This is a genomic window from Pseudomonas fluorescens (assembly GCF_900215245.1).
GTDB lineage: Bacteria > Pseudomonadota > Gammaproteobacteria > Pseudomonadales > Pseudomonadaceae > Aquipseudomonas > Aquipseudomonas fluorescens.
Window position 1 is genome coordinate 1,752,479 of record NZ_LT907842.1, and the last position, 22,468, is coordinate 1,774,946.

Sequence of the window (22,468 nt, forward strand, 5' to 3'; positions counted from 1 at the left end):
GATATCCATGATCCCTTCCGTCGACCTGTTCAAACCCGCCTTCGGCCTCGGCAACCCGCACCTGCAAACGCTTTGGGGGCCATTGTGGCGCCCTACCACCCATATCGAACGCCAGCGCGAGCGCCTATGGTTGGACGACGGCGACTTTCTCGACCTCGACTGGCATGGCCCCCATGACGCGCAAGCGCCGTTGGTGCTGGTGCTGCATGGGCTGACGGGGTCGTCCAATTCGCCCTACGTGGCCGGCCTGCAAAAAGCCCTCGCGTCCCAAGGCTGGGCCAGCGCAGCGTTGAACTGGCGCGGGTGCTCGGGCGAACCCAACCTCTTGGCGCGCAGCTATCACTCGGGCGCCAGCGAGGACCTGGCGGCCGCGATTGCCCATCTGCGCACCCAGCGGCCGTTGGCTCCGCTGTACGCCGTGGGTTATTCGCTGGGGGGCAATGTGCTGCTCAAGCACCTGGGAGAAACCGGCGAAGCCTCCGGGCTGCAAGGCGCGGCGGCAGTGTCGGTGCCGTTTCGGCTGGATCAATGTGCAGATCGCATCGGGTTGGGCTTTTCGCGGGTTTATCAAAAGCATTTCATGCGCGAGATGTTGGCGTATATCCGCCTCAAACAGAGCCGGTTTCTACAGGATGGTCGGGCTGACGGGCTAAAAACCCTGGAAGCACTGGGCTCTCTGGAGAAGATGCGCACATTCTGGGACTTCGACGGGCGGGTAACCGCGCCGCTGCATGGGTTCCTCAGTGCAGAAGACTATTACCGCCGCGCATCGAGCCGTTACTACCTGGGCGAAATCCGTACCCCCACCCTGATCATCCAGGCCGCCGATGACCCCTTCGTGTTCGCCCACAGCCTGCCCGAGGCCAGCGAACTGTCGGACTGCACCGAGTTCGAGTTGCTGGCCAAGGGTGGGCATGTGGGGTTTGTCGAGGGTTCGCTGAAGCACCCCAGCTACTACCTGGAGCGCCGCATCCCGCAATGGTTGCGGGAGGAGCACGCTAAATAATGAGGCAGCGGGCTTGCCCGCTCCCACATTTCGATTGGGTTTACACACCAGGCAAATCAGTCGCCGGTTACAACTTCCCGCGCCGGATCAGTAATCCACTCGCTCCACGACCCTGCATACAACTTGCCCAACGGATAACCCGCCAAACTCAGGGCAAACAGGTTGTGACACGCCGTCACGCCCGAACCGCAATACGCCACCAGTGCATCCGGCGAACGCCCCTGCAACTGCGCGGCGAAGCGCTGTTTGAGCTGCTCAGCCGGCAGGAAGCGCCCATCGCTGCCCAGGTTTTCATTGAATGCCGCACATTGCGCGCCGGGAATGTGCCCGGCGATCGGGTCGATCGGCTCCACGTCGCCACGAAACCGTGGTTGGGCACGGGCATCGATCAAGGTCATGCCCGGTTCGCCCAGGCGCTTTTGCAGGTGTTGCGCATCCAATACCAGCTGATTATCCGGCGTACCGGCAAATGTTCCCGGCTCAACCACAGGTGCGTCCAGGCTCAGCGGGAAACCTGCCGTGTGCCAGGCCTTGAGGCCACCGTCCAGAATAAACACGCCATCACGCTTGCCCAGCCAGGCCAGCAGCCACCAGGCGCGGGCGGCATAGGCGCCGGGGCCGTCGTCATACAGCACGATATCGGTGTCGGCGTTGATGCCCCAGGCCCGCAGTTGCACAACCAACGTATCCGCTGCCGGTAGCGGGTGGCGACCGGTCACGCCCTTGGTCACCTGCCCGCTGAGGTGGCGCTCCAGGTCGGCGTATTGCGCGCCTTCGATATGCCCTTCGGCGTAGCTGCAAAGCCCATAATCCGGGTCTTCCAGGGCGAAGCGGCAATCCAGGATCACCAGCCCGCCGCGCGGTTGGCGCTCGGCCAATTGCTGGGGGCTGATCAGTTGGGCAAGCGGCATGACAGGACTCCTGTGAACAGATTCGAGAAAGGGCCTACTTCACTTCTTCCAGTGCCTGATTCAACGGCACGTAAAACTCTTTGAACAAGGCATCCACTGCGTCTTTCGCCTCGGCGGTAACAAACCCCGCCTCCAGCACCAGCACCTGATACACACCGCGCTTGATCGCTTCGGCGCTCAAGTGAGCGGAGTTTTCATTGGTGGTGCACAGAAAGCGCACCCAAGAGGTGAGGATGATCCAGGCATTCAGGGTTAGCGCTTCGGTTTGCACCGGGTCCATATTGAGGATGCCCGCCTCGACAAACCCCTGATAAATGGCGCTGCCCTGGATCAGGCAGCGCTGGGAAAACCGCCGGTAGCCGGTGGCAAGTTCCGGGTCGCTTTCCAGCAGATGTTCAAGGTCACGGTGCAGGAAACGGTAGCGCCACATGCCGGCCAGCACGGCCTGCAGGTAGAAACGTTTGTCTTCGACGGTCACGGCGCGGCCTTGGGGCGGGCGCAAAAAACTGTCTACCAGGGCTTCGTATTCACGAAACAACACGGCGATGATCGCCTGCTTATTGGGGAAGTGGTAGTACAGGTTGCCCGGGGAAATTTCCATATGGGCGGCGATATGGTTGGTGCTGACACTGCGTTCACCCTGCTGGTTAAAAAGCTCCAGGCTGGTTTGCACAATGCGCTCGCTGGTCTTTACTCGTGGTGCCATAGGGGATCAGCTTCTGAACACGTGATGAAGCATCTTACGGCCTATCCTGCTCAGGATAAATCCGCATGTTGCTGCAATGTTATTTGACATTTTAGAGTAATGACTCTAATAAATGATGCATTCCAATAACAATCGGGAACTGCGCCATGCCTGCCAACGTTGCCTACCTGCAAGACGCCCAGGCGCTGGATCAACTCCAGGGCTTGTTCGACGCCCAGCGTTTCGCCTATGCGGCCAACCCGATGCCGCCCGCCGAGCAACGCCAGCAATGGCTCAAGGCATTGCGCGACTTGCTCAGCGACGAACGCGAGGCGCTGATCAAGGCGATCAGCCAGGACTTCAGCCACCGCAGTGCCGACGAAACCCTGTTCGCCGAACTGATGCCCAGCCTGCACGGCATTCACTACGCCAGCAAACACCTCAAAGGCTGGATGAAACCTTCCCGTCGCGCTGTGGGCATTGCCTTCCAACCTGCTTCAGCCAAAGTCATCTACCAGCCGCTCGGTGTGGTGGGCGTAATCGTGCCCTGGAACTACCCGCTGTATTTGGCCATTGGCCCGTTGGTGGGTGCTTTGGCAGCAGGTAACCGGGTGATGCTCAAACTCAGCGAGTCCACCCCGGCCACCGGTGAACTGCTCAAGGCACTACTGGGGAAAATCTTCCCTGAGGATCTGGTGTGCGTGGTGCTGGGCGAGGCCGACGTGGGTATGGCGTTTTCCAAACTGCGCTTCGATCACTTGTTGTTCACCGGCGCCACCAGCATCGGCAAGCATGTGATGCGCGCGGCTGCCGAGCACCTCACGCCGGTCACGCTGGAGCTGGGCGGCAAGTCGCCCGCGATCGTCTCGGCCGACGTGCCACTCAAGGACGCCGCCGAGCGCATCGCCTTCGGCAAATGCCTGAATGCCGGGCAAACCTGCGTGGCGCCGGACTACGTGTTGGTACCGGAAGACCGCGTCGAAGGGTTCATCGAGGCCTACTCCAAGGCAGTCCGCGGGTTTTATCCGACGTTGGCCGACAACCCGGACTACACCGCCATCATTAACGAGCGGCAACAGGCCCGGCTCAACGCCTACGTCAAAGACGCCACCGACAAAGGCGCCACCCTGATTCCGCTTTACGAGCAAGGCCAGGCTCGGCGCATGGCCCATAGCCTGTTGCTGAATGTCAGCGATGACATGACTGTGATGCAGGACGAAATCTTCGGCCCGGTGCTGCCGATCGTGCCTTATCGCGGCATCGACCAGGCGTTTGCCTACATCAACCACCGTCCTCGCCCGTTGGCCCTGTATTACTTCGGCTACAACAAGAGCGAGCAGAACCGTGTGCTCCACGAGACTCACTCTGGCGGTGTATGCCTGAATGACACGCTGCTGCATGTGGCTCAGGACGACATGCCTTTTGGCGGCATCGGCCCATCGGGTATGGGCCACTACCACGGCCATGAAGGCTTCCTCACGTTCAGCAAGGCCAAGGGTGTGCTGGTCAAGCAGCGCCTGAACGCGGCGAAGTTGATCTACCCGCCCTATGGCAAGTCGATCCAGACGTTGATTCAGAAGCTGTTTATCCGTTGATAACACACCCTCGGGATAACAATAACAATGAACCCTAGCCTGACTGATTCACCCGCGCTGTCACGGCGCGGCGTATTGAAAATCGGCCTGTGCGCCAGCGCGTTCCTGGCCACTGCCGGGCTCGGCGCCAGCCTCAGCGGCTGCTCCAGCAGCACCCCGGCCAGCGGCTTTGCCATGCTGCGCAGCAGTGATTTGCCGTTCCTGCGCGCGGTCATACCGGTGCTGCTCGAAGGCGCGGCCAGCGCCCAGGACGTGGTCGCCGGGATCGAAGACACCCTGAAAAAACTCGACTACAGCCTGCAACACTTGTCGCCGGAGATGTTCAAGCTCACCCAGCAACTGTTCGACGTACTGGGTATGGGTATCACCCGCGGTCCGTTGACCGGGATCTGGGGCAGCTGGGAAAACGCCAGCAGCGAGCAAATTCGCAACTTCCTGCACCGCTGGGAAAACAGCTACCTCAACCTGCTGCGCATGGGCCAGGGCTCACTGCTCAAGCTGGTGATCATGGCCTGGTACTTCCGCCCGCAATCCTGGGCCCATTGCGGTTACCCCGGCCCGCCGAAGATCTAACCCTGATAACCCGATCAGAAAATATGGGAGCGGGCCTGCTCGCGAAAGCGGTGGGCCAGTCAATAAATTCTTAACTGATAGACCGTATTCGCGAGCAAGCCAGCTCCCACATTGACCGCAACTTCGTAGCGTTTAACTCATAAGAACAAGAGTGCACTTCTATGCCCGTACCCGATCTGTTCCGCGACGGCCTGGCCCGTGGCTGGAAAACCCACAATGGCGCCGCCTTAGGCAGCGATCTGACCCTGGAAGCCGATGTGGCGATTATCGGCAGCGGCGCCGGGGGTGGCACCACCGCCGAGATCCTCAGCGCAGCCGGCTACAAGGTGTTGCTGATCGAGGAAGGCCCGCTCAAAACCAGCAGCGATTTCAAACTGCTGGAAGACGAGGCCTACGCCAGCCTGTACCAGGAAGGCATCGGCCGCATGAGCAAAGACGGCGCGATCACCATCCTGCAGGGCCGGGCGGTGGGCGGCACCACGCTGATCAACTGGACGTCGAGCTTTCGTACGCCCGACGCCACCCTCGCCCACTGGGCCAGCGAATACGCGGTAACCGGCCACAGCAGCGCCGAGATGGCGCCGTGGTTCGAGAAGATGGAACAGCGCCTGGGTATCGCGCCGTGGGCCATCCCCCCGAATGCCAACAACGATGTGATTCGCAAAGGCTGCGAAAAACTCGGTTACAGCTGGCACGTGATTCCACGCAACGTGCGCGGCTGCTTCAACCTGGGGTATTGCGGCATGGGCTGCCCGGTCAACGCCAAGCAGTCGATGCTGGTCACCACCATTCCGTCCACCCTGGAAAAAGGCGGCGAGCTGCTCTACCTGGCCCGCGCCGAGCAGCTCAAATACAGCGGCGACACGATCAGCAGCCTGGAATGCGTCGCCATGGATGAACGCTGCGTGGCCCCCACCGGGCGCAAGATCACGGTCAAGGCCAAGCATTACGTCCTGTCCGGTGGTGGCATCAACAGCCCGGCGCTGCTGATGCGTTCAAACGCACCCGACCCGCATTCGCGGCTGGGCAAACGGACCTTTCTGCACTTGGTGAACTTCTCCGCCGGGCTGTTCGACGAGGTCATCAACCCGTTCTACGGTGCGCCACAGTCGATCTATTCCGACCACTTCCAATGGCAGGACGGCACGACCGGCAAAATGTCCTACAAGCTGGAAGCTCCGCCCTTACATCCGGGCTTGGCCAGCACCCTGTTCGGCGGCTACGGCACACAAAACGCCTTGGACATGAGCCAACTGCCGCATACCCACGCCATGCTCGCGCTGTTGCGTGACGGCTTTCATCCCGACAGCCCGGGCGGTACCGTGGAATTGCGCAGTGACGGCACGCCGGTGCTCGATTATCAGGTATCGGATTACGCCTGGGACGGCCTGCGCCGGGCGTTCCATACCATGGCCGAGATTCAGTTCGCGGCGGGCGCCAAGTCGGTGAAGCCGCTGCACCACGATGCACGCTACGTGAACTCCTTGGCCGAGGCACGCAGCCTGATTGATGGCCTGAGCCTGGAATTGCACCGAACCACACTGGGCAGCGCTCACGTAATGGGCGGTTGCGCGATGGGCGAAGACCCGAAAAACGCGGTGGCCGACAGCCTCGGCCGGCATCACCAATTGCGCAACCTGTCGATCCACGATGGCTCTCTATTCCCCACCAGCATTGGGGCTAACCCGCAATTATCGGTGTACGGATTGACGGCGCAACTGGCGACAGCATTGGCCGAACGTCTGAAAACGGCATGAAAAAACACGGTATTCGTGCTGTCTATAGTGCTTTCTTCTGCATAAGTTGACTTGGCCGACCGGGATGGCTGCGATACCATCCGGTTCCCCAACGGACTCCGCCAGGACGACGCGATGAACCGAGTGTTGTACCCAGGTACCTTCGACCCGATTACCAAAGGCCATGGCGATCTGGTCGAACGTGCCTCTCGCTTGTTCGACCATGTGATCATCGCGGTCGCCGCCAGCCCCAAGAAAAACCCGCTGTTTCCCCTGGAACAGCGCGTGGAATTGGCGCGTGAGGTCACCAAGCACCTGCCCAATGTGGAAGTGGTGGGCTTTTCGACGCTGCTGGCGCACTTCGCCAAAGAGCAGAACGCCAATGTGTTCTTGCGTGGCCTGCGTGCCGTGTCGGACTTCGAATACGAATTCCAGCTGGCCAACATGAACCGCCAACTGGCGCCGGACGTAGAAAGCCTGTTCCTCACGCCATCGGAGCGTTATTCGTTCATTTCTTCCACGCTGGTTCGTGAAATCGCGGCACTGGGCGGTGATATCACCAAGTTCGTGCACCCGGCCGTGGCGGATGCGCTGACCCTGCGTTTCAAAAAGTAATTTCTGACCAGCGGGCTTGTCTGTGGCCAGTGGGCTTGACGCAATAAGCCCGCTCACCACCACAAGCACATCGCCACAGGTCATGTGCGCTCGCACTGTGGGCGCCAATGCGGCACAATTGCGCGCATTCGTTTTCAGATGCCCTGGCTGACAGCCCTGGCAGGAGTTTCCATGTCCCTGATCATCACCGACGATTGCATCAACTGCGACGTCTGCGAACCCGAGTGCCCGAACGCTGCGATTTCCCAGGGCGAAGAGATCTACGTGATCGACCCCAACCTGTGCACCCAGTGCGTCGGCCACTACGACGAGCCTCAGTGCCAGCAAGTGTGCCCGGTGGATTGCATTCCGCTGGATGAAGCCCATCCGGAAACGGAAGAGCAGTTGATGGAGAAGTACCGGAAGATTACCGGTAAGGCTTAAGGTTCTTCAGCGTCTGTACCGGCCTCTTCGCGAGCAAGCCGGCCCCACGTTTAAGCGTATTTCGTCAGAACGAACGCGTTCTAATGTGGGAGCGGGCTTGCTCGCGAAGGCGGCATCCGCCATCACACAGCGTCAGCTCTGGCACTTAGGGCAAAACACACTCGCGCGCTGCCCCAACACCACATTGCGCAGCTCGCTGCCGCACACCTTGCACGCCTCGCCGCCACGGCCATAGACGAACAGTTCCTGCTGGAAATACCCCGGCTGCCCATCGCCGCCGATAAAGTCCCGCAGCGTGGTGCCGCCCCGTTCGATCGCAGCCGCCAGCACACGCTTGATCTCAATCGCCAGCTTCAGATAGCGCCCGCGTGAAATACCGCCCGCGGCGCGACGCGGATCAATCCCCGCCGCAAACAACGCTTCCGTCGCATAAATATTGCCAACCCCCACCACCACGGCGTTGTCCATGATGAACGGCTTCACCGCCACTGACTTGCCACGGGACAGCTGAAACAGCCGCTCGCCGTCAAACAGTTCGGTCAACGGCTCCGGCCCCAGGCGCATCAGCAACGCGTGGTTGTGCGGGTCCTGACTCCAGAGCATTGCGCCGAAACGCCGTGGGTCGGTGTAGCGCAGGGCCAGGCCGGATTCGAGTTCGATGTCCACATGCTCATGTTTGAGTGCCGGCAAACCGACTTCCACCAGGCGCAGGTTGCCCGACATACCTAAGTGGCTGATCAAGGTGCCCAGTTCGGCATTGATCAACAGGTACTTGGCCCGCCGCTCCACCAAGACGATGCGCTGCCCTGAGAGACGCACATCGAGGTCTTCCGGGATCGGCCAGCGCAGGCGCCGCTCACGCACCACCACGCGACTGACCCGCTGGCCTTCCAGGTGTGGCGCAATTCCGCGCCGGGTGGTTTCGACTTCTGGTAACTCGGGCATGTGTACCTCTGGAAAAAAGGGTCAGTGCGCGCCCAACTCGCGGATCGACAACTTCATGCTTTCAAAGTCGTAGTCCGACAGGCCCACGTAATCCAGCACCAGGTGGCCGATAGCATTCCACTCATGGTCCTCAGCCTGGCTGCCCAGCACCCGGTAAGACGAGCAAATGTGCTCGGCCATTTTCAGGATCGCCAGCAGGTTTTTCAGTTGCGGAGTGCGCGATGACTCATCGCTGAAAATCGCCAGGGCGTTGTGGTGGTTGGCGATGGCGTCGGTCACATGCTCCGGCAGGCGCCAGGATTTGGCGGTGTAATAACCGACGACTGCATGGTTGGTGTTGAACGCGTTGTTCTCGGTGTCGACCACGCGGCAGTCGGGGCCGGCGTTGGCGTAGGCCTCTTCCAGCACCGCCATGTAGTTGGGGAAACGCTTGAACATCAACGGTACGCCGCAATCGTGGAACAGGCCCAGAGCATAGGCCTCGTCGACGGTTTGCGAACCGGTGCGCTTGGCCAGGGTCAGGCACGTCATGGCCACATCCTGGGCGGTGTCCCAGAAGCGGTTGAGGGTGACGATGGTGTCGTCGCTCATCTCGCCCTTGATCGACTGGGCATTGATCAGGTTAATGATCGAGCGGCTGCCCAGCAGGTTCACTGCGCGCTGGATCGAGGCGATCTTGTTGCTCAGCCCGTAATAGGGCGAGTTGACGATCTTCAGCAGCGCGCCGGACAAGCCTGGGTCTTGGGAGATCAACCGCGCGATCACTTCCAGGTCCGGGTCGGGCATGTACTGCTCCATCTGCAAATCCACCATGATTTGCGGTTGAGGCGGCACGCTGATGCCTTGCAGGGCCTGTTGGATCTGCTCGGCGGAAAGCTCTTGGGACATAAGTACACACTCTGGGCTAGGCGAGGATTCTAACCCTTATGAAGACTTGACCGACACCCAAATGCCGAACTGAAACCGGATCAAATGTGGGAGCGGGCTTGCTCGCGAAAGCGCGGTGTCAGTCACCGAATACAGTGGCTGATCCACCGCTTTCGCGAGCAAGCCCGCTCCCACATGTCCGGCGGCGCCGCGAATTCATGCACAACACGGTATACTCCCGCTCTTTTTTCCGGAGCGACGTCATGTCCCTGCCAAGCCTGCGTCTCAAAGCCAACGCCGATCGTCGTTTGCGCAACGGCCACCTGTGGGTCTACAGCAACGAAATCGACGTGGCCGCCACACCTCTTCACGGCTTCCAGGCAGGCGACCAGGCCATCCTGGAAGCGGCCGGCGGCAAGACCCTGGGCATCGTGGCCATGAGCCCGAACAACCTGATCTGCGCACGCCTGTTGTCGCGCGACATCAAGTTGCCCCTGGACAAGTCGCTGCTGGTACACCGCATCAACGTCGCCCTGTCGCTGCGTGACCGCCTGTTCGACAAGCCGTTCTACCGCCTGGTCTACGGCGATTCCGACCTGTTGCCAGGCCTGGTCGTCGACCGTTTCGGCGACATCCTGGTGGTGCAGATCGCTTCGGCGACCATGGAAGCCCACAAAGCAGACGTGATCGCGGCGCTGACCCAAGTGCTCAAGCCGAGCGGCATCCTGTTCAAGAACGACTCCGCCGCACGCGACGCTGAAGGCCTCAACCGCTACGTTGAAACCGTGTTCGGCCTGGTGCCGGAGTGGGTAGCGCTGGAAGAAAATGGCGTCAAGTTCGAAGCGCCGGTCATCCAGGGCCAGAAAACCGGCTGGTTCTACGACCACCGCATGAACCGCGCGCGCCTGGCCCCGTATGCCAAAGGCAAACGTGTGCTGGACCTGTACAGCTACATCGGCGGCTGGGGCGTGCAAGCTGCAGCCTTCGGCGCCAGTGAAGTGTTCTGCGTCGACGCTTCCGCTTTCGCCCTCGACGGCGTTGAGCGTAACGCCGCGCTGAACGGCGTCGCCGAGAAAATGACCTGCATCGAAGGCGACGTCTTCGAAGCCCTCAAAGAGCTGAAAGCCAGCGAAGAACGTTTCGACGTGATCGTCGCCGACCCGCCGGCCTTCATCAAACGCAAAAAAGACATGAAAAACGGCGAAGGCGCCTACCGCCGCCTGAACGAGCAAGCCATGCGCCTGCTCAGCAAGGACGGCATCCTGGTCAGCGCCTCGTGCTCGATGCACCTGCCGGAAGACGACCTGCAAAACATCCTGCTGACCAGCGCCCGCCACCTGGACCGCAATATCCAGATGCTCGAACGCGGCGGCCAGGGCCCGGACCACCCGGTGCACCCGGCAATTGCCGAGACGCGCTACATCAAGAGCATTACCTGCCGGTTGTTGCCTAACAGCTAAGGTAGGCCGCGCTCTGCGATAGAGCGCGGATCAAAATGTGGGAGCACACCAGCTCCCACATTTTTCGCTGTGTCAGAAACATTGCCACACAGGTCCCTACGCGCATCCCACAACGTTTTTGATTGAATTTCGCAGGTCGCAGACTAGTATCGGTTGCTGGTTTCACTCCGGAAAACAAAAACAATGTCTGAGTCCACCTGCTCGCTCCCGCTCAGTGGCGGCGCCAAGCATCAACAACGCTCGCGCTTCATCCTCATCACCTGCATTTCACTGATCAGCTTCTTTCCGATCAACATTCTCCTGCCCTCATTTCCCGCGCTGGCTACCCGGTTCGACATGCCGACGGCAGACATCGCACTGTCCATCAGCCTGTTCACCCTGGTCTTTTCCATCTCGCAACTGGTCGCCGGCCCGCTGTCGGATAAATGGGGCCGCAAGGAAGTCCTGCTCGGCTGCATCACCTTGTCGATCCTGGGCGCGATTGGCTGCGCGCTGGCCGCGGACTACCTGACCTTCTTGCTGTTTCGCTCTGTACAGGCGATGGGCTGTGGTTTCTTCGTGCTGGGCCACGCCCTGGTGGAAGACCTGTTCGAGGAACAGGATCGAGCCCGGGTACGCCTCTATTACATGACCCTGAGTGGTTCGTTTGTCGCGCTGTCACCCCTGATAGGCTCCTGGCTGCAAACCACCTTCGACTGGCAAGGCAGCTTCTACGGATTCGCGCTGATGGCGCTGGGCATGTTGATCCATGCGTTCTGCATCCTGCCGTCCAAATCCGCCAGCCCCCACCGCGCGCCGGTTTCGATCATCGGTACGCTGAAAGCCGTCGCAAGCAATCGAGACTTCCTGCGTTACTGGTGGATCGCCGCGCTGGTGTTTGCCTGTTATTTCGCGCTGATCAGCGTGACGCCGCTGATTTTCATGGATGCACTGAAACTGTCCGAATACCAGTACGCCCTGGTGCTGATGGTATACGGCGTGGCCTATCTGCTCGGCGGCGTCGCGGCGTCGTATTTGCAAAAGCGCATCCCGCTGTCCCGGCAAATCAACTTCGGCCTCGGCTTGCTGCTTGTCGCCGGTGTGCTGTTGACACTGATCGTCAGCTTTGAGGCCATCACCACCGTCACCCTGCTGATTCCGATGCTGATCAGCGCCCTGGCCGTTACCCTGGTTCGGCCTGCCGCGATTTCTGCGGCGATGTTGCTGTTCTCCAGCAGTGCCGGCACCGCAGCATCGGCAGGCAACAGCATCATGTTCCTCACTGCCGCCGTCAGCAGCGCCGCCCTAGCGCAAACCGGAACGCATTTGCTGATGACCATTGCTGTCAGCTTCATCCTTTTCAGCTTGTGGGGTTGGTTGACGAATGCGCGGGTCGGGCGCTGACGCCCCGCCACACGTCCCGTAAGCGCTGTCTGCACGCTTACGGCCATTCCCTCCAGCCGCCAGCGGTGTAGAATCGGGTCTATTCATCGCCAGTCATCCCCCGGCGGGTTTATGAGCTCAAGGCCCAAGCACGCGGCGATCCCGCGACGCGAGTGGCAACTTTTGGACACACGGCCATTTTCGGAGTGCTCCAGACGTCAATAGAAGCTCTCTCCCCAGTAGTACCTGATTAGTAGTTACCTGATTAGCCGCCCGGAGTGCTCCAATGCCTGATTACCGCTCGAAAACATCCACCCACGGCCGCAACATGGCCGGCGCCCGCGCACTGTGGCGTGCCACGGGGATGAAAGATGACGACTTCAAAAAGCCGATCATCGCGATTGCCAACTCGTTCACCCAATTCGTACCCGGCCACGTCCACCTCAAGGACCTGGGCCAGCTGGTCGCCCGCGAGATCGAACGCGCCGGCGGTGTCGCCAAAGAATTCAACACCATCGCCGTGGATGACGGCATCGCCATGGGCCATGACGGCATGCTGTATTCGCTGCCGAGCCGCGAGATCATCGCCGACTCCGTGGAATACATGGTCAACGCCCACTGCGCCGACGCCATCGTGTGCATCTCCAACTGCGACAAGATCACCCCCGGCATGCTGATGGCCTCCCTGCGCCTGAACATCCCGGTGATCTTCGTCTCCGGCGGCCCGATGGAAGCCGGCAAGACCAAGCTCGCCTCCCACGGCCTCGACCTGGTCGATGCCATGGTCATCGCCGCCGATTCCAGCGCCTCTGACGAGAAGGTCGCGGAATACGAGCGCAGCGCGTGCCCAACCTGTGGTTCGTGCTCCGGCATGTTCACCGCCAACTCGATGAATTGCCTGGTGGAAGCCCTGGGCCTGGCGTTGCCGGGTAACGGTTCGACCCTGGCCACCCACAGCGACCGCGAGCAACTGTTCCTGCAAGCCGGCCGCACCATCGTCGAGCTGTGCAAGCGTTACTACACCGAGAACGATGAGTCGGTGTTGCCGCGTAACATCGCCAACTTCAAGGCGTTCGAAAACGCCATGACTCTGGATATCGCCATGGGCGGTTCCACCAACACCATCCTGCACTTGCTGGCCGCCGCCCAGGAAGCCGAGATCGATTTCGACCTGCGCGACATCGACCGTCTGTCCCGCCACGTGCCGCAACTGTGCAAAGTCGCGCCGAACATCCAGAAATACCACATGGAAGACGTGCACCGCGCCGGCGGGATCTTCTCGATCCTCGGTTCCCTGGCCCGCGGCGGCCTGCTGCACACCGACCTGCCGACCGTGCACAGCAAATCCCTGGCCGAAGGCATCGCCAAATGGGACATCACCCAGACGGACGACGAAGCCGTGCACACCTTCTTCAAGGCAGGCCCGGCGGGCATCCCGACGCAAACTGCGTTCAGCCAGTCGACCCGTTGGGACACCCTGGACGACGACCGTGAAAACGGCTGCATCCGCAGTGTCGAGCACGCCTACTCGCAAGAAGGCGGCCTGGCCGTGCTGTACGGCAACATCGCCCTTGACGGCTGCGTAGTGAAAACCGCTGGCGTGGACGAGTCGATCCACGTGTTCGAAGGCCGCGCCAAGATCTACGAAAGCCAGGACAGCTCGGTACGTGGCATCCTCGCCGACGAAGTCAAAGAAGGCGACATCGTCATCATCCGTTACGAAGGCCCGAAAGGCGGCCCGGGCATGCAAGAGATGCTCTACCCGACGTCGTACCTCAAATCCAAAGGCCTGGGCAAAGCCTGCGCCCTGTTGACCGACGGCCGTTTCTCCGGCGGCACCTCGGGCCTGTCGATCGGCCACGCTTCGCCAGAAGCCGCTGCCGGTGGCGCGATTGGCCTGGTGCAGGATGGCGACAAAGTGCTGATCGACATTCCGAACCGCTCGATCAACCTGTTGATCAGCGATGAAGAGCTGGCTGCACGCCGGGTCGAACAGGACAAGAAAGGCTGGAAACCGGTTGAGAAACGTCCACGTAAAGTGACGACCGCGTTGAAAGCGTATGCCCTGCTGGCCACCAGTGCCGACAAGGGTGCGGTACGTAACAAGGCGATGCTCGACGGCCTGTAAGCCTCGCCCATAAAAATGCCCCGCCAAGTGCGGGGCATTTTTTTGCCTGCAGAAAACTCCCCAGACATAGAAGACCAACTGTGGGAGCTGGCTTGCCTGCGAAAGCGGTGGGCCAGCCGACTCATGTATGGCCTGACACACCGCCTTCGCGAGCAAGCCCGCTCCCACATTCGACCGCATTCCTATGCTGGAACTCGGTCAAGTGTGGTCGACCGCATTCCTGTGCTGGAACTCGGTCAAATGTGGGAGCGGGCTTGCTCGCGAAGCAGGCGCCTGGGTCTTACTGAATCTCGTCAGGCTTAACGATCACCCAGTTCTTGTCCGCCGTCACCGGCAACCCTTCCTTGGCTTGTGCGGCCGCGTGCTTGGCCATCATGCCGTTGAGCTGGGTCATGTATTTGTCTTTGCGGTTGACCCACAGGTGGATGCCACCTTTAGCCACGTCCACATCGTGGAACAGCATGTAGCCGTCGCTGGTCGGCGTGTCACCCCCAACGATCACCGGCTTTTTCCACTCGTCGATGTAGGTCAGGATGGCGGCGTGTTTGCCGGCCATCCAGGTTGCCGGCGTCCACAGATAAGGGGTCAGTTCCAGGCCAAGGTTGGCCTTCTCGTCATATTTGCCGGCAGCGATTTGTTTGCGTGCGGTGGTCAGCTCGCCGGTCTTGCGGTCCTTGAGCAGGGTGCTCACGCCGATGACGTTCTCGGGTTTGACGTTGTAGCCGTACTTCGGATCGGCAGCGACCATGCGCACCAGTTCCTCGGACGCGGCGGTCATCACGTAGACCTCAATGCCGTTTTCCATCAGCTTGTTGTAGAGCTCAGCCTGGCCGGTGAAGACTTTTGGTGGCTGGACGTCCATGTTCTTGACCACGTCACCGTCGTAGTACGTGACCGGGACGGGCTTGCCGGAAGCCATCATCTCATCGACGTAGCCTTTGAGCTCCTTGAGGGTGAAGCCGGAGAAAATCTGCGCCACCCACGGGTAGCAGACCATGTCGTCGACTTCGCAAAGGCGGTAGTAGTAGCTGAACAGGCTTTCCTTGTGTTCAGCGGTGTCCTTGAAGGGGATCAGCTTCAGGGACGGGTCCATGGTGTCGCGGGTGATCAAGCCCTTGTTTTCCAGGTACGGCAGCAAGGACTCTTCAAGGTCATAGCGGTAGCTGGTGTTGTCCATGTCGAACACCGCGAAGTTACCCTTGTTGGCGTTGGCGGCAATCATCTTGTTCAGTTGCTCGGCGGCGGGCGCCGGCCAGTGCTTCAACTCGGTGGCGGCAAATGCCTGGCTGGCGAGGCCGAAGCAGAAGGCGGCGGCAAGTAGTGTTGGCGCGAGCTTCATAAGCGTTTTCTCCCTGAGTGAAAGACATCGACGCTAACAAATCTGTGTGACAGTTATCGCCCGAGCGCGACCGCTTACATCGTGATTGCGCCAAGGGCATGTGCCTGAACGTCACCCGCTTATTCCAAAAACGACAGTCAACATTCCATATCGGTATTAAATCAATATATTTCAAGCTGTTAGCATTTCCGGTTCGCAATCGCAGGCTCACGCGATTGGCTGCCTTCTCAACGGAGCTTCAATGAATCTGCCCCTGATTCTCAACTTACTGGTGTTCGTGGCCCTGTTGCTGGGCCTGGCACAAACTCGCCACACGCACTGGAGCCTCGCCAAGAAGGTCCTGTTCGCCCTGGCCCTCGGCGTGGTGTTCGGTACGGCATTGCACGCCATTTATGGCGACGGTAACCCGGTGCTCAAAGCGTCCATCGGTTGGTTCGACCTGGTCGGTAACGGCTACGTGCAACTGCTGCAAATGATCGTGATCCCGTTGGTATTCGCTTCGATCCTCAGCGCAGTGGCCCGTCTGCATAATGCCTCGTCCCTGGGCAAGATCAGCTTTCTGACCATCGGCACGCTGCTGTTCACCACGGCGATTGCGGCGCTGATCGGCATCGGCCTGACCAACCTGTTCGGCCTCACCGCCGAAGGCCTGGTGGCCGGCACCCAGGAAATGGCGCGCCTGCAAGTGATCCAGAGTGATTACGCCGGCAAGGTCGCCGACCTGAATATCCCGCAGTTGCTGCTGTCGTTCGTGCCGGCGAACCCGTTCGCCGACCTGGCGCGCGCCAAACCGACGTCGATCATCAGTGTGGTTATTTTCGCTGCATTCCTGGGGGTTGCCGCGCTGCAACTGCTCAAGGATGACGTGGAAAAAGGCCAGAAAGTGCTCAACGCCATCGATACCCTGCAAGCCTGGGTGATGCGCCTGGTGCGCCTGGTGATGAAGCTGACGCCGTACGGCGTGCTGGCGCTGATGACCAAAGTGGTCGCTGGCTCCAACCTGCAAGACATCATCAAGCTCGGCAGTTTTGTGGTGGTGTCGTACCTGGCGCTGGGCCTGATGTTTGTGGTGCACGGCCTGCTGCTGTCCCTGGCCGGGATCAACCCGCTGCGGTTCTTCCGCAAAGTCTGGCCGGTGCTGACCTTCGCGTTCACCAGTCGCTCCAGTGCGGCGGCCATTCCGCTGAGCATTGAAGCGCAGACGCGCCGCCTGGGCATTCCACAATCCATCGCCGGTTTTGCCGCCTCGTTTGGCGCCACCATCGGCCAGAACGGTTGCGCAGGCCTCTACCCGGCGATGTTGGCCGTGATGGTTGCACCGACGGTCGGCATCAACCCGCTGGACCCGCTGTGGATCGCGACCCTGGTAGCGATTGTGACCTTGAGTTCGGCGGGTGTGGCCGGCGTAGGCGGTGGTGCGACGTTTGCCGCGCTGATCGTGCTGCCGGCGATGGGCTTGCCGGTGTCACTGGTGGCGCTGCTGATTTCCGTGGAGCCGCTGATCGACATGGGCCGCACGGCGTTGAACGTGAACGGGTCGATGACCGCGGGCGCGATTACCAGCCAGGTCATGAAGCAGACGGATAAAGCGCTGTTGAATGCCGATGAGCATGCTGAGTTAGCGCAGGCCTGACGGAGCGCTGTCGCAAGCAAGCCAGCTCGCACATTTTGACCGCATTCTCATGTAGGAACTCGGTCAAGTGTGGGAGCTGGCTTGCCAGCAATGTGCTTAGGCTTTTTCCCAGACTTCAAAGTTGTACGCCGGCTTATCACCTTCAGCCGGGTTCTCGACATTCGACACCAGCGTCCACTGGTTCAGATCAAACTCGGGAAACCACGCATCCCCTGGCGGGCTCAACGCAACCCGCGTCAGGTACAGGCGATCCGCCTGTTCCAGCCCTTGCGCATACAGCTGCGCACCGCCGATCAGCATCAGCTCATCCACGCCCTGCGCCAGCGCCCAGGACTCAGCCCGCTCAACCGCGGCGTCGAGCGACGGAAAAACTTCCGCACCTTCGAGCACCAAATCGGTCTGACGGCTGACCACGATATTCAAGCGCCCCGGCAACGGCCGGCCCAGCGAATCCCAGGTCTTGCGCCCCATAATGATCGGCTTGCCGAAGGTGGTGGCCTTGAAGTATTTGAAATCCCCCGGCAAATGCCAGGGCATGCTGTTGTCGACGCCGATCACACGGTTTTCACCGAGGGCTGCGATCAGGCTTAGAGGGAGAGTGTTTTTCATGCCGACGAGAATACCAGAGCCCCCAGCCACGCGCAGCGTGCACTAAACAGCCCCGGAGCGGTTATGCTCCAGGCTCACGAACACAACAGGACCGCGCGTGACTGCACTGAACCCCCTGCACAAACTCTGGCTGACGGAAACCGTGCGCTTGCGTGAAGAACACGCCGGCCCGCTGGAAGACCTGGAAGCCAACCGCCTGGCCCGCGCGGCCGGCGGCGACCTGCCGACGCGCATCCAGCAGCGCGCCCTGCACTTGGCCGAGCGCGATGGCTTGACCGCCGCCCTCACCCGCTGGCTGCAAGGTGCCCGTTTGGCGCTGGTGCTGTTGGCCGTGGTCGCGGTAGTCAGTGGCGCCGGGCTGGCGTTTGCTGCATTGGGCAATGGCGTGACGCCCGTGAATGTGTTCTGGGCCCTGGGCAGCCTGCTCGGCTTGAATCTGATCCTGTTAATCAGCTGGGCCCTGGGCCTGCTGTTTGCCGGCGAACACAGCGCCAGCCTCGGCCGCCTGTGGTTGTGGCTCAGCGAGAAACTCGCGCGTGATGCCAAGGCCGCGCAACTGGCCCCGGCGTTGCTGCTGTTGTTACAGCGCCAGAAACTCAATCGCTGGGCGGTCGGCATGCTGGTCAACAGCCTGTGGTTGCTGGCCTTGCTCAGTGCCATGCTGATTTTGCTGACACTGCTCGCCACCCGACGCTATGGTTTTGTGTGGGAAACCACCATCCTCGGCGCCGACACCTTTGTCGCCGTGACCCAAGCCCTGGGCCGCCTTCCCGCATTGCTGGGCTTCAACGTGCCAACGGTCGAGATGATCCGCGCCAGCGGCGATTCCGCCCTGAACATCGAAAGCGCTCGCCAAGCCTGGGCCGCCTGGCTGGTCGGCGTGTTGCTGGTGTACGGCCTGCTGCCCCGACTGATCCTCGCGTTGCTCTGCCTGTGGCGCTGGAAACGCGGGCGCGCCGCCTTGCGCCTGGACCTCAACCTGCCCGGCTACAGCCAACTGCGCGAACGCCTGATGCCCAGCAGTGAACGGCTGGGCGTCAACGACGCCGCGCCCGAACAGCTGCACCACGTCACCGGTGGCGTCAGTGAGCTGGAGAGCGACGGCGCGCTGCTGGTCGCCATCGAACTGGACGATCAGCACCCCTGGCCGCCCAAACTGCCGGCCAGCGTGAAAAACGCCGGCATCCTCGACAGCCGTGAATCGCGCAACAAACTGCTGGAACAACTCACCCGCTTCCCGCCCGCGCGCCTGGCCATCGCCTGCGACCCACGGCGCTCGCCCGACCGTGGCAGCCTGGCGCTGGTCGCCGAGCTGGCACGCAGCGCCGCCGCCACCCGCGTATGGCTGCTGCAAGCCCCGCCCGGCCAGGCACTGGACGCCGAGCGCCTGGGCGATTGGCACGCAGCGCTGCAACAATTAGAGCTGCCCTTCGCCGACTGCGCGCCGCTGAACTGGCTGGAGACCGGTCATGACTAAACCGCTGAAACTCGCCGTGGTCGGCCACACCAATGTCGGCAAGACCTCGCTGCTGCGCACCCTGACCCGCGATGTCGGGTTTGGCGAAGTGTCCCATCGGCCCAGCACCACGCGGCATGTCGAAGGCGCGCGGTTATCGGTGGATGGCGAGGCCTTGCTGGAGCTATACGACACGCCCGGCCTGGAAGATGCCATCGCCCTGCTCGACTATCTGGAACGCCTGGATCGCCCCGGCGAACGCCTCGACGGCCCGGCCCGTCTGGCGCGCTTCCTGGAAGGCAGCGAAGCGCGCCAGCGGTTTGAACAGGAAGCCAAGGTGCTGCGCCAATTGCTGGCCTGCGACGCCGGCCTGTATGTGATCGACGCCCGCGAGCCGGTGCTGGCCAAGTACCGCGATGAACTGCAAGTGCTGGCCAGTTGCGGCAAGCCGTTGCTGCCGGTGCTCAATTTCGTCAGCAGCAGCGACCACCGCGAGCCGGACTGGCGCGAAGCCCTGGCCCGCCTTGGCCTGCATGCGCTGGTGCGTTTCGACAGCGTGGCGCCACCGGAAGATGGCGAGCGTCGTCTTTATGAAAGCCTGGCCCTGCTTCTGGAGAATTCGCGGGGGCCGTTGGAGCGGCTGATTCTCGACCAACAAGCCCAACGCGAGGCGCGCCAGCAAAGCGCCGCACGGCTGATCGCCGAGCTGCTGATCGACTGCGCCGCCTGCCGGCGCAGCGTTTTGACTGCCGATGAACAGCAAGCCATCAGTGATCTGCGCAAAGCCGTGCGCCAACGCGAACAGAAATGCGTGGAAGCCCTGCTCAAACTGTTCGGTTTCCGCCCACAAGATGCCGCCGCCAGCGACTTGCCGTTACTCGACGGCCGCTGGGGCGATGACCTGTTCAACCCGGAAACCCTCAAGCAACTCGGCGTGCGCGTCGGTGGCGGAATCGCCGCAGGGGCGGCTGCCGGGGCAGGTGTGGACCTGCTGGTCGGTGGCTTGACGCTTGGCGCCGCCGCCATTGCCGGGGCGATTGCCGGGGGCGCCCTGCAAACGGCGCGTAGCTACGGCAGCCGCCTGCTGGGCAAGATCAAGGGCCAACGCGAATTGACCGTGGACGACAGCGTGCTGCGCCTGCTCGCCCTGCGCCAGCGCCAGTTGCTCAAGGCCCTGAGCCTGCGCGGCCATGCGGCGATGCACAGCATCAAGGTCGACACGCCTCAGGATAAAACCTGGCGTGAAGGCAAGTTACCGGACGCGCTGCACAAGGCCCGCGCTCATCCGCAATGGTCGTCCCTGAACCCTCATCCCAAGCTGAGTCAGGCAGAGCGCCAGGAACACATCCAAGCCCTGGCCCAGCGTCTGGATGAAACCTAAGCCGCGAGCAGGTGCCGAGCTTTGGCCTTGAGCACTTCAAGATCAAGCACCGGTATGGATACATGCTTGGCCTGTTCATCCCAATGGCGCATGCGCAAACTAACCGCACACAGCGGGTCCTGTTCGAAGGCCTGGGCTTCTTCGACGCTCATCATGCCGCCCTGGTACGCCAAAGTGCGGCGGCTGGCTTCGCTCAGGCGGGCGTAATAGCCCGGCTGGCTGAAGGTCAGGTAACGCTTGGCCTGCACGTGATATTCCACCAACCTGGCCATGCGCTCACTGAAGCCCGCCCGGCGCAAGTAATCTGCGCCCAGCCGCTCATGGCTGACCACACCATAACTGCCCATGTTTTCACCCCCCTGGCCGCACAAGTGCCCGATGTCGTGGAAAAACGCCGCCAGCACCACTTCATCATCAAACCCCTCGGCCATCGCCTGTTGCGCGGTTTGGGACATGTGTTCGATCTGCGACACCGGCTCGCCGATGTAATCCGCCATGCCGTGCTGCTCGTACACGCCAAAGACTTCGGCAATCGCCTGCTCCGGGCTCATCACGCGGCCCCCCACAGGGTTGTGATATTTCGCTCGGCCATGGCCGGCCCCACGCTCATGCCCACGCCGGTGTGCATCAGTGCCGCGCTCACGCCGGGCGCTACGCGCAGGAACGAAAACGGCGCCGGCCCGCGCGAGCCGTAGACGCCCTGCCAGCGCTCGACCACTTGGACCTTGCAGCCCAACGTTTGCTCGGCCAGCTCGATCAGCCAGTCATCAACCTGCTCGGCGTTGAACGGCGAGGCGTCGCTGCCGTAGTCATGGGAGTCGCCGATGATCAGTTCGCCATGGGGCGTCGGGCTGATCAACAAGTGAATCCCGTGCGCGTGCAAATGCGCGGCTTCGCGCAGGATCTGCGCCTGAACCGGCGCAGCCTCGGGCAGGTCGGCGAAGGCGCCGTAATGCACGCAACTCAACCCTGTGAGCAACGCGTGTTGCAGGTTGAGGTTGGCCGCAGGCCGGGCACGCAGCATTTGCAGGCGGCAGATACTCGGGTTGAGTTCGGCGATCGGTTCCGCCAGCAAGGTTTGGTAGTCGTGGCCGGAGCACACGATGACCTGCTCGCCGCGAAAGCTGCCTAAGGTGGTGTGCACCTGGCCGGGCTCCACGTCACGCACCAGGGTGGAGAAATGAAACTCCACGCTCAATTGCTGGCTCAAGTAGTTGATCAGCGCCGGAATCGCCTCGCGGGAATACAACTGCTGATCGTCTTTACCATGCAGCGCTGCGCGGTGATGGCGAAACTGACCGCCATATAGGTCCTTCATCGCCGCGCCTTGCAGCAGTTCGACGTTATAGCCGTGTTCGTGTGCGCGACCGGCGCAGAAGGCTTCCAACAGATGCTCTTCGGCTTCGGTGCGGGCAAACAGGTACGAGCCGTTGCGCTTGAGCTGCACACCCGCCACTTGTGCCCATTGCCCCCAGATGCCGCGACTTTCCCGGGCCAGGTCAAGCATCGGCCCCGGTGGTTGGCCGGTGACCAGCGCCTGGCCGAAGTTGCGCACCGAGGCACCCAACGGTGTGGCGCTGCGCTCGAACACCTTGACCTTGAGGCCGCGCCTGGCCGCCGCATAAGCGTGGGACAGGCCGAGGATGCCGGCGCCGATGATCAGCAGATCGCTGTGGTGTGTCATTACATGATGTCCTGAATTCGAAGCCGCCTGCGCGAGCAAGCCCGCTCCTACATGTTGATG

At 61.5% G+C, this 22,468-nt stretch carries 20 protein-coding genes; 12 read left to right on the top strand and 8 right to left on the bottom strand.

Annotated features, from left to right (window positions below; genetic code table 11):
* Positions 1-7 precede the first annotated feature (7 nt).
* Positions 8-1,006 carry a hydrolase gene (locus CPH89_RS08290; RefSeq protein ID WP_053258494.1) on the top strand — a complete coding sequence of 333 codons (999 nt, stop codon included), beginning with the start codon at positions 8-10 and terminating at the stop codon, positions 1,004-1,006.
* Between the two features lie 56 nt (positions 1,007-1,062).
* Here the strand turns inward: CPH89_RS08290 and CPH89_RS08295 are convergent, their stop codons facing one another.
* Both CPH89_RS08295 and CPH89_RS08300 read right to left on the bottom strand, forming a co-directional pair.
* The gene (locus CPH89_RS08295) at positions 1,063-1,917 is read right to left on the bottom strand and encodes a sulfurtransferase (RefSeq protein WP_053258495.1); all 855 of its coding nucleotides are present in this window, start codon (positions 1,915-1,917) and stop codon (positions 1,063-1,065) included.
* A gap of 34 nt (positions 1,918-1,951) precedes the next feature.
* Entirely contained in the window at positions 1,952-2,623 is a 672-nt protein-coding gene (locus CPH89_RS08300; RefSeq protein ID WP_053258496.1) for a TetR/AcrR family transcriptional regulator, read from the bottom strand.
* A 146-nt stretch (positions 2,624-2,769) separates the two neighbouring features.
* Here CPH89_RS08300 and CPH89_RS08305 point away from each other — a divergent pair, with 146 nt between their 5' ends.
* The 5 genes from CPH89_RS08305 to CPH89_RS08325 all read left to right on the top strand — a co-directional run bounded on the left by CPH89_RS08305 (position 2,770) and on the right by CPH89_RS08325 (position 7,544).
* Entirely contained in the window at positions 2,770-4,197 is a 1,428-nt protein-coding gene (locus CPH89_RS08305; RefSeq protein WP_053258497.1) for a coniferyl aldehyde dehydrogenase, read from the top strand.
* 27 nt (positions 4,198-4,224) lie between these two features.
* Positions 4,225-4,770 (top strand): hypothetical protein, encoded by a 546-nt coding sequence (locus CPH89_RS08310; protein WP_053258498.1) that lies wholly within the window; start codon positions 4,225-4,227, stop codon positions 4,768-4,770.
* A gap of 161 nt (positions 4,771-4,931) precedes the next feature.
* Positions 4,932-6,527, top strand: coding sequence for a GMC family oxidoreductase (locus CPH89_RS08315; RefSeq protein ID WP_053258499.1), 1,596 nt, complete (start codon positions 4,932-4,934; stop codon positions 6,525-6,527).
* 114 nt (positions 6,528-6,641) lie between these two features.
* Positions 6,642-7,121: a pantetheine-phosphate adenylyltransferase gene (coaD, locus tag CPH89_RS08320; RefSeq protein ID WP_003176711.1), complete on the top strand. Its 480-nt coding sequence runs from the start codon at positions 6,642-6,644 to the stop codon at positions 7,119-7,121.
* Between the two features lie 171 nt (positions 7,122-7,292).
* Positions 7,293-7,544: a YfhL family 4Fe-4S dicluster ferredoxin gene (locus CPH89_RS08325; RefSeq protein WP_003195146.1), complete on the top strand. Its 252-nt coding sequence runs from the start codon at positions 7,293-7,295 to the stop codon at positions 7,542-7,544.
* A 132-nt stretch (positions 7,545-7,676) separates the two neighbouring features.
* Here the strand turns inward: CPH89_RS08325 and mutM are convergent, their stop codons facing one another.
* Both mutM and CPH89_RS08335 read right to left on the bottom strand, forming a co-directional pair.
* Positions 7,677-8,489 (bottom strand): bifunctional DNA-formamidopyrimidine glycosylase/DNA-(apurinic or apyrimidinic site) lyase, encoded by an 813-nt coding sequence (gene mutM / locus CPH89_RS08330; protein ID WP_053258500.1) that lies wholly within the window; start codon positions 8,487-8,489, stop codon positions 7,677-7,679.
* A gap of 21 nt (positions 8,490-8,510) precedes the next feature.
* The gene (locus CPH89_RS08335; RefSeq protein WP_172900436.1) at positions 8,511-9,323 is read right to left on the bottom strand and encodes an HDOD domain-containing protein; all 813 of its coding nucleotides are present in this window, start codon (positions 9,321-9,323) and stop codon (positions 8,511-8,513) included.
* A gap of 296 nt (positions 9,324-9,619) precedes the next feature.
* Between CPH89_RS08335 and CPH89_RS08340 the strand changes: the two genes are divergently transcribed.
* The 3 genes from CPH89_RS08340 (at position 9,620) to ilvD (ending at position 14,306) form a co-directional block, all read left to right on the top strand.
* Positions 9,620-10,816, top strand: a complete 1,197-nt coding sequence (locus tag CPH89_RS08340) for a class I SAM-dependent rRNA methyltransferase (protein WP_017734765.1) — start codon at positions 9,620-9,622, stop codon at positions 10,814-10,816.
* Positions 10,817-10,999: 183 nt separating this feature from the next.
* On the top strand, positions 11,000-12,199 hold the full coding sequence (locus tag CPH89_RS08345; RefSeq protein ID WP_053258502.1) for an MFS transporter: 1,200 nt from the start codon (positions 11,000-11,002) through the stop codon (positions 12,197-12,199).
* A 265-nt stretch (positions 12,200-12,464) separates the two neighbouring features.
* Positions 12,465-14,306 (top strand): dihydroxy-acid dehydratase, encoded by a 1,842-nt coding sequence (gene ilvD / locus CPH89_RS08350; RefSeq protein WP_053258503.1) that lies wholly within the window; start codon positions 12,465-12,467, stop codon positions 14,304-14,306.
* 280 nt (positions 14,307-14,586) lie between these two features.
* Here the strand turns inward: ilvD and CPH89_RS08355 are convergent, their stop codons facing one another.
* Positions 14,587-15,645, bottom strand: a complete 1,059-nt coding sequence (locus CPH89_RS08355) for an HAD family hydrolase (RefSeq protein ID WP_053258504.1) — start codon at positions 15,643-15,645, stop codon at positions 14,587-14,589.
* Positions 15,646-15,886: 241 nt separating this feature from the next.
* On the opposite strand from CPH89_RS08355, the gene CPH89_RS08360 reads away from it, so the two are divergent.
* The gene (locus CPH89_RS08360) at positions 15,887-17,278 is read left to right on the top strand and encodes an L-cystine transporter (RefSeq protein ID WP_053258505.1); all 1,392 of its coding nucleotides are present in this window, start codon (positions 15,887-15,889) and stop codon (positions 17,276-17,278) included.
* 96 nt (positions 17,279-17,374) lie between these two features.
* On the opposite strand, the gene CPH89_RS08365 is transcribed toward CPH89_RS08360, so the two are convergent.
* Positions 17,375-17,887, bottom strand: coding sequence for a dihydrofolate reductase (locus CPH89_RS08365; RefSeq protein ID WP_053258506.1), 513 nt, complete (start codon positions 17,885-17,887; stop codon positions 17,375-17,377).
* A gap of 97 nt (positions 17,888-17,984) precedes the next feature.
* Between CPH89_RS08365 and CPH89_RS08370 the strand changes: the two genes are divergently transcribed.
* Positions 17,985-19,364: a DUF2868 domain-containing protein gene (locus CPH89_RS08370; RefSeq protein WP_053258507.1), complete on the top strand. Its 1,380-nt coding sequence runs from the start codon at positions 17,985-17,987 to the stop codon at positions 19,362-19,364.
* Positions 19,357-20,724 carry a DUF3482 domain-containing protein gene (locus CPH89_RS08375; protein ID WP_053258508.1) on the top strand — a complete coding sequence of 456 codons (1,368 nt, stop codon included), beginning with the start codon at positions 19,357-19,359 and terminating at the stop codon, positions 20,722-20,724. Before CPH89_RS08370 ends, CPH89_RS08375 begins: the two co-directional genes overlap by 8 nt.
* Here the strand turns inward: CPH89_RS08375 and CPH89_RS08380 are convergent.
* Both CPH89_RS08380 and CPH89_RS08385 read right to left on the bottom strand, forming a co-directional pair.
* Positions 20,721-21,275 carry a phosphonate degradation HD-domain oxygenase gene (locus tag CPH89_RS08380; RefSeq protein WP_053258509.1) on the bottom strand — a complete coding sequence of 185 codons (555 nt, stop codon included), beginning with the start codon at positions 21,273-21,275 and terminating at the stop codon, positions 20,721-20,723. The genes CPH89_RS08375 and CPH89_RS08380 overlap by 4 nt on opposite strands.
* Positions 21,275-22,408, bottom strand: a complete 1,134-nt coding sequence (locus CPH89_RS08385) for a TIGR03364 family FAD-dependent oxidoreductase (protein WP_053258510.1) — start codon at positions 22,406-22,408, stop codon at positions 21,275-21,277. The genes CPH89_RS08380 and CPH89_RS08385 overlap by 1 nt, the downstream gene beginning before the upstream one ends.
* Between the last annotated feature and the right edge of the window lie 60 nt (positions 22,409-22,468).